Origin of the sequence: Ilumatobacter sp. (genome assembly GCF_041688325.1) — a bacterium.
In the GTDB taxonomy this organism is placed as follows: domain Bacteria; phylum Actinomycetota; class Acidimicrobiia; order Acidimicrobiales; family Ilumatobacteraceae; genus Ilumatobacter_A.
In genome coordinates, this window is sequence record NZ_JBDNIJ010000034.1 from 1 (window position 1) to 7,511 (window position 7,511).

The following is a 7,511-nucleotide window of genomic DNA, read 5'->3' on the forward strand; positions in this document are numbered from 1 at the left end:
ACTGCGACCCGATCCACCAGTGCAGCATGCTGAGAGTTCAGGACGCCAACAATGTCGTTGACCTCAACGTCAATGTTGGCGTCAATGTCAGAGACCTCGCAGACCAAACCCTCCAACACCGTTGTCGATGACATATGTAAGTATACACCAGTTCGTATTTACTCACAACATCGATCATATGTATGCACGAAAGTCATCAGCGAGACGATGAGGTCGCTGCAAATGTTTCTGCGTCGGCGGACGGGAAGCCATCTGGCCACGGGCGAGAGCAATCCACTCGTCATCCTCGCCGGACGTCGGATCTACGTTGTCGCCGGCAGCTTGCGGAACCTCAAGCGACCCAAACAAAGATTGCGAGCCGAACTCGAACACCGCAACTGGCTCGGCTAACAAACAGCCCAGGCGCCACGCAAGCCCGATGAGCGAGACACCTTCCCAGGCCCAGCCGTGGCGGGCGAGTTCAGCGCGAAGGGCGTTCATCGAACGAGTGGCGCCCGAGGGGTCGTTGGGTTGGCTCATCTGCTCGTCGATTCGACTCGTGTAGTCGTCGATGATGCCAAGTCGTCTGGCGAGATGGCGCCCGTAGGCGATCGAGCCGGGCTGACGTCCCTCGCCCGCAGCCAGAACGAGTCGCCAAGCGATGTCGTGGTCGTTGTGAAAGTGGGCGAGCGCCGCGAACAGCACCATGGCATCTTGTGACTCGCCTCGGAAGAGTCCAGTGGCTGCGCGTGTCGCAAGCCGCCGGATGAAGATGGTGGCGGTTGCGGTGTCGCCACGCGCGAGGTGGGCGAGTGCTCGAACTCCGGATTCGTCCATGAAAGGCAGGTCGAACTCGTTGAGTTGGGCGACCGTGGCGAGTGCGGCTTGCGGTTGTCCGACCAGCACTTCCGATACCGCCGCGTTGATCGCCCACCCGGTGGGACGACAGTTGTCGACCGGTGATCGTGTGAGTTCATCGGCCGCGGCGACCACAGAAACGACTTCATCGAAGTACATGGACGCCCGGAAGTACTGGGCGGCAAGGCAGCCGTGGAGGTCGGGGTCAAGTTCGACAACGTGCGCTGCTGTTCGGGTACGCGCCGTTCTGAACTCAGAAAACCGGACGTCGAGGTCGTAGGCACCCCAGCTGCCAGTGAGGAGTTCACCGGCGGTGATCCACCGATCGTGGCCCGGTCCACAAAGAGCCGTATACCTGGCGAATCAGGGCTGTCGGATGCGAGCGAGCCGAGCACGATGATCCGTTCACCGTCGATGTCGAACGCCTCACGACTCGTCGCCAAAATCTTCGCCGGGCTGTTCGTGGCGAGGAAGGCTTCGACGAAGCCCGGGCTTTCGTCGATGACGTGTTCGCAGTTGTCGAGGACCACCAACGCATCCTTGTCTGCAAGAAACGCCAGAACCTGTGCGGTCGCAGCGCCAGCACCGAGGTTGAGTCCGAGGCCGTTTGCGATCGCGGCGGGAACATCAGCCCCGTTGTTGACCGCGGTGAAATCGACGAACCACACAACGGAATGTTCGACATCGAAAGATCAACGACGCGCAGCGCCGCGAACGTGTCGGTCCCGACCTGGAAGAGGCGGAGTGGTTCAGCGACATTACCCAAGGCTCGAATGCCGAGATCGGTCACGTCGGTGACGTCTGCGGCAACTCGTACGGTGTCGGTCATCAAGACTTGCCCGCCATGGCCAGCGGCTTCGACTCGGGCTGCGGTGTTCACGGTGGGTCCGAAGTAGTCGCCGCCTCGTTCTTCGGCCTCACCGAGATGGAGACCCGTGCCGACCTTCAATTCCGGGCCCAGCCATGAAGCGTTCATCAGCGCGTGTTGTGATTCGGTTGCTGCTCGCACTGCATCCGATGCCCGCCCGAACGCCGCTGCAAACGAGTCCCCGGCGGTGGTGAACACGTAGCCATCGTTGCTTTCGATCGCGCCACGCAAGATCGCGCCACGCAAGATCGCGTCATGCACGAGCAGCGCCACCGAGCGGTCGGAACCGTTCACAGGCGACTCAACCCGAGATACGTAGCGAGTGCCTCGTCGACACTCCACAACTCTTCTACCGTGAGTCGACCGGCCCGCTTTCCGAGACGCTGCCTGTCCACGGCGCCGAGCTACTCGATCAGCAACCGTGTTGACTCGCCCTCGACCTCGACCGGGGCAAGAACTCGTCGGCCTGCGCGACTACTCCGTAGCGAACGCCATGCTGCTCATGGCCCAGTCCCTTCGGGATTTTGAATCGGAACACATCACCGCGCCGCACACAACGACTCCATCAAGCCGGCGACTTCGAGCATCTCAGCACGGTCCGCCTCGTCATCGAGTCGCACAGAAATCGCAGAAGCCATAACTTCAACGGATCACAATACGTAGTACGCCTCTGCCGGGCCTACAGGCCCTCTCCACATGGTCAAGGGTGCCGCGTAGCGAGGATCTGCGGCAACGTCTCGAAGCACTCCTGGCGACTCTCGACCGTGACCGGTTTCTGTCCTGATCCGTGATCCAGATCACAGACGCTCGGCCTGCCTTCCCGCAAACTCCAAGTAGGCCTGAGACATTCCGTCGCAGGCACTGCAGCACAAGGGGAACAGCATGAGCGCAATCATCGTCGGAGTCGACCACAGCCCTCGGCGGAACCGACCCGGCAAAATCGCTCTGTGACGAAGCGGCACGACTTGATGCGAGCATGATCGTGGTCGGAAACAAGCGTGTGCAGGGCGCGAAACGTGCGCTTGGCTCGGTTGCTGCTGCCGTCACCCGTCACGCACCATGCGACGTACTCGTTGCGCACACCGTCGGCAATGAGACCGCAACCAACGACAAGCCGGTCCGCCACAGCATCACCTCGGCGACGATCTTCCGGGGCTGCTCGACCAATCAACTCAGCGCGATCGATGCGCTCGGGACGTCGATCTCCATCGCTGCCGGCCAACAGTTGACAAGGGAGGGCCGCGCCGGACGCGAGTTCGGAGTCCTGCTCGATGGATCGGCAACAGTGACCATCGATGGTCGTGAAGTGGCCACGCTCGGGCCCGGCGATCACTTCGGCGCAATGGCGTTGCTCGCGAGCCTTAGCGACTCCGACTCCACGAGGTCGGCAACCGTCACCGCCGACTCCGACATGTGGATCTCCATGATGTCTGTCGCCGAGTTCTCGTCGCTCACGTCCAGATTTCCCGAGATCGCCGACCTGCTCCGACAGACCGCTGCCGAACGCCGAGCAGCCAACGAGCTCATTTCGTCATCCTGAGTCGCGGGCGAGGCTCTTGCGCTGTGACGTTCCGAACCAGTCCGGCACATCGCTTGAAAGAGTCTCGGGCTGCGATCAGGGCCAGCCGGCGAGCATGGCGATGCCAAACGCCACAAACAGCAACGCTGACACCCACTTCATCACTGTTGCTGGGATCCGGTCGCCAACCATCGATCCGGCCAGAACCCCGATCATGCCGCTCGCTACCTCGCCAGCCGTCGAGCCGATCCAGGTACCGATCAGGTTCGATCGCGCTGCCAGCGTGGCAGTCGCGATTTGGGTCTTGTCGCCCATCTCGGCAACAAAGATCGCGAGAGCAATCGTCGCGACCACCGATGAACGAACCATCGATCGTCGCTCAGTATCATCGCCGCCATCGCCATTATCTGAGCGCAGGGCAACGAGGCCGAACACGATGAAGATCAAGCCGCCCGCGATTTCGATCGGCCGCTGCGGCAGGCTCGCTCCGAGCAGACCGCCCACAGTGACAGCGACGAGGCTGGCCGTCCCATATCCCAACGCCAGGCCCACAATCACCTGCCGTAGGGAATAGCGCGAACCAAAGTTGACGGCGAGCAGCTGAGTCTTGTCGCCTAACTCCGCGAGAAATATGATGCCGAACGCCGCCACCACGGCGGTGAGGAGGTCGTACATCTCGTCTGTCTAACACGCGCCGGTCGGGCCGGCCCGCCGGCCGTTGGCGGACCGGTCACGACGCGCCACGCGGGCCCTCGAATATCAGCAGACGATGGCGAACACCTCGGCCGGTGTTCGCAAGCCGAGCGTGTTTTGACGTCGGTCGTTCAGAGACGTCTCCACGTCGGCGATGACCTGGAGGTCGACGACGGAGCAGTCGGTTGAGCGCCAGGGAACGCTTCAAGGCCCGAGGCACCGCCTGCAACGTTGCGGCTGCGGCGAGGATCGGCGCGCCCATTGTTCGGGCGCCGGGTAGTGAGGCAAGGATGGCGTAGCCGCTGGCTCAGTTACCGGCTTTCCGCGCGCATTCGGGCCCCCTCGATATCGGCTCCTGCACGCAGGAGCGTCCCTCGGAGGCTGCATTGGGCGATCTCCACGGGAGGCGCCACGTCGGTGACGATGATCGAGGCGAGTTCACGGAAAACCAGACTGGTCGCTGATTGCGGATGCTTGAGTGAAACGGGCACTCCGGCATCACCGCCTGCGGCGACAGCCGCATCGAGCGGGATTGAAACAAGAAGCGGGACCCCGATGCTGTCGGCGAGATCCTGTCCGCCGCCGGAACCGAACACCGCAGTCACGGTGCCATCGGGGTTGACTGTTGGACCCATGTTCTCGATGACACCGGCGACACGGAGGAAACCTTTGCGGGCCATGTCCGCAGCCCGAGCAGCGACTTGCTGTGCTGCCTTGGCGGGAGTCGTGACGATCAACACGTCGGTCCGCGGCAGCATTCGGGCGAGACCCATCTGGATGTCGGACGTACCGGGCGGCATGTCAATGAGGAGGTAGTCGAGCTCGCCCAACTTCACATCCTCAAGAAAATGCTGGACCGCGCGATTCAACATCAGGCCGCGCCACATGATGGCCTCGGTCTCGTTCGAGCCCGCGATCGAGCCCATCGACACCACCCGAAGCGTGCCGTCCCCGATCGCCTTGACAACCGGCTTCATTGCCATCTTCCCGCCATCGCCGCGTTCAGCCGCAATCTCGCTGTCGATACCGAGCAGCTGCGGCATCGAGAAGCCGCCCACGTCGGCGTCGAGCACGCCCACCGTCAAACCGCTCTCAGCGAGCAGCACTGCCAGGTTGGCGGTGACCGATGACTTGCCAACCCCGCCCTTGCCCGACGAGATGGCGAGGATCCGACACGTCGGCGGGATGTCGGTTTCGAGCGCGTTGTCGCGTGCCTTCCACCGAGCCCTCGACATCACATCGCTCCGCTCTGCGGCCGTCATCTCGCCAAAGTGAATCTTGACCAGGTCGATACCAGGGAGCGACCCGACCCGAGCTTTGGCGTCGCGCATGAGCTGTGCCCGCAACGGGCAACCAGCGGTGGTCAGCGAGATCGTGACGTGAACGGTGCGATCCGAGCTGCGCTCGAGCCGTTTGACCATGCCGAGATCGACAACGTTGTCGCCGAGTTCGGGATCGATCACACCGCGGAGCGCGTTCATGATCGCAACTTCATCGAGGTCCCCACCGACGACGTCTGGTGTCGAACCGCGCGGCGCCGGCGCGACGTCAGGTTCGCGCGCTGCTTCGGGTCGTTCGTACGGCTCCGTGCGCTCGACGCTCGGACCGGTGGCAGGTTCGTTCACATCATTCCTCACTCAAGTCGTGCAACATCGGAAAGGCGCGATACGTCCCAGGGCGGATCGAAGACCAAGGTAACTTCAACGGCTTCGACACATGGAAGCACGGCAACCGCATCATGGAGGTCTTGGCGCAGGATGTCGCCCATGCCGCAGAACGGCGCGGTGACTGACATCGCGATGTCAACCCGCCATCCGCCACTTGGCAGTTCCTCGGTGTCGACGCGGTAGACCAGACCGAGCTCGACGATGCTCACCGGAATTTCTGGGTCGTAGACCGTCGCGGCGGCCTGCCAGACGGATTCGACGTTGAAGGCCAAATCGCCCGAAGTGTCAGGGGTCGACGATGCCTGGATGAGACCGAAGTCGATCGAATCCTGCCGGCTGAGGCGCGCCATTTCACCATCGCCAGTCGTGACTGTCGCCGCGGCGCCAAGCGCTTGGAGGAGCGTGACGCGTTCGCCCTCGTGGAGTACGACCCTGTGTCCGGCGGGCACGATCGTAACGACGCAGTCACGCGCGAGACTGAACCCTCGAGTTGCTCCGATGGCGATCGGCTGGTCAAGGATCGGCGACGCCGGCTGATCAGTCATCGTCGTGACCGAGTCGCTGTGCGATCCAGGTCCGGAGAACCTCGATATCGACGTCGTGTACCGCCTGGTCGGCGAAGCCGTTGATCAACAGGCGTCGCGCCTCGGTCGCAGGGATGCCACGCGAGCGCATGTAGTACAAGGCTTCGTCATCAAGCTGACCAACGGTCGCTCCATGTTTGCAGGCGACGTCGTCGGCGAGGATCTCGAGGCGAGGTTGGGTATTGGCCTCCGCTCGGTTCGAAAGCAACAGGTTGTCGTTTGACTGCGCGGCGTCCGTACCGTCGGCGCCGGGGCGCACATCGATCGCGCCATTGAACACGCCGGTGCTCTCGTCATCGAGCACACCGCGAAACGCTTGTCGGCTCGTGCAGTTTGCAGCAGCATGGATGACGTTGATCTGTTGATCGAGTATCTGGTCGCCACTCCCGAAGTACAAGCCGGAGAGATCAGCTCGAGCACCCTCGCCCGCCAGCTGAACCTCGTACACGAGTCGGCCGTACGCCGCTCCGAGATTGAACAACCTCGCTCGGAGCTCGCTTTGCGCGCCCTGCGTCACTTCGGTCCGACTGAGGTGGACGTGGGTTGCAGGCACATCCTGAATGATGATGTGATCCAGGGTGGTGTTGTCACCGAGAGCGATGGTTGTTCGCGTGTTCGCTCCACCGAACTCGCTGCTTTCGCCGAGCCTCGTCTCGACAACTTTCGCCGAGCTGCCTGCATCGAGCTGAATGGCAAGCTTGCTGCACGAGGTGTTGTGTGTACCAGCCGAGGTCGAGACCATCACGATGTGGATGGGCGCATCGAGATGCCGACCCGGGGCGACATGGATACCCACGCGGTCGCCGCTGAACGCGACGTTCAGCGCCACGAACACGTCGGCGACGTGCTCGATGCCCGAACCTGCATCAACCGCGATGCGGTCAGCGACGCGGCCTGTGCGATGGTCGGTCGTCGACAGATCCAACCCGACCTGGAGTGCCGTGATGTCAGAACGGGCGTGGTCGACGACGCCGTTCACGATGACGATGCGGGGACCATCGAGAGCCGGGATCTGCGCGTCGATCTCCCATGGCACCTCGCCAGCGATGGCGCTGGGCGAGCCGAACGACAACCGGCCGAGGACCGTATGGGGCGCGTGCCGCCATGCCTCATCGCGCTTTGTCGGGTACCTCAGTGCGGTGATCTGCGCGATCTGCGTTTCGGTGGAGACCTCCGACGTAGAGGCGGCAGTTGCCCCACTCGTCACGACTGTGCTCCGGCGAGCGATTGCGCAGAAGCGTCGCCAAGGCCGTTTTCGAAGTCGGCGTACCCGTTGGCTTCGAGGTGTAGTGCGAGGGTGTGGTCGCCCGACTTGACGATGCGCCCGTCGACGAGCACGTGCA

At 62.8% G+C, this 7,511-nt stretch carries 6 protein-coding genes and 1 pseudogene; 1 reads left to right on the forward strand and 6 read right to left on the reverse strand.

Annotated elements, in window-relative coordinates:
• Positions 1 to 174: 174 nt before the first annotated feature.
• Together ACH2EI_RS02360 and ACH2EI_RS02365 are read right to left on the reverse strand one after the other, a co-directional pair.
• Complete coding sequence (locus ACH2EI_RS02360) at positions 175 to 996, reverse strand: hypothetical protein (protein ID WP_395154226.1); 822 nt, start codon at positions 994 to 996, stop codon at positions 175 to 177.
• Between the two features lie 145 nt (positions 997 to 1,141).
• Positions 1,142 to 1,999 carry an adenylate/guanylate cyclase domain-containing protein gene (locus ACH2EI_RS02365; RefSeq protein WP_395159045.1) on the reverse strand — a complete coding sequence of 286 codons (858 nt, stop codon included), beginning with the start codon at positions 1,997 to 1,999 and terminating at the stop codon, positions 1,142 to 1,144.
• Between the two features lie 625 nt (positions 2,000 to 2,624).
• On the opposite strand from ACH2EI_RS02365, the pseudogene ACH2EI_RS02370 reads away from it, so the two are divergent.
• Positions 2,625 to 3,245: pseudogene (locus ACH2EI_RS02370) on the forward strand (cyclic nucleotide-binding domain-containing protein); the annotation flags it as partial.
• 75 nt (positions 3,246 to 3,320) lie between these two features.
• Here ACH2EI_RS02370 and ACH2EI_RS02375 read toward each other — a convergent pair.
• The 4 genes from ACH2EI_RS02375 to sufD all read right to left on the reverse strand — a co-directional run bounded on the left by ACH2EI_RS02375 (position 3,321) and on the right by sufD (position 7,375).
• Positions 3,321 to 3,899: a TMEM165/GDT1 family protein gene (locus ACH2EI_RS02375; RefSeq protein ID WP_395159047.1), complete on the reverse strand. Its 579-nt coding sequence runs from the start codon at positions 3,897 to 3,899 to the stop codon at positions 3,321 to 3,323.
• A gap of 329 nt (positions 3,900 to 4,228) precedes the next feature.
• Positions 4,229 to 5,542, reverse strand: a complete 1,314-nt coding sequence (locus ACH2EI_RS02380) for a P-loop NTPase (RefSeq protein ID WP_395159049.1) — start codon at positions 5,540 to 5,542, stop codon at positions 4,229 to 4,231.
• Positions 5,543 to 5,550: 8 nt separating this feature from the next.
• On the reverse strand, positions 5,551 to 6,129 hold the full coding sequence (locus ACH2EI_RS02385) for an iron-sulfur cluster assembly protein (RefSeq protein ID WP_395154230.1): 579 nt from the start codon (positions 6,127 to 6,129) through the stop codon (positions 5,551 to 5,553).
• The gene (sufD, locus tag ACH2EI_RS02390; protein ID WP_395154231.1) at positions 6,122 to 7,375 is read right to left on the reverse strand and encodes a Fe-S cluster assembly protein SufD; all 1,254 of its coding nucleotides are present in this window, start codon (positions 7,373 to 7,375) and stop codon (positions 6,122 to 6,124) included. Before sufD ends, ACH2EI_RS02385 begins: the two co-directional genes overlap by 8 nt.
• Between the last annotated feature and the right edge of the window lie 136 nt (positions 7,376 to 7,511).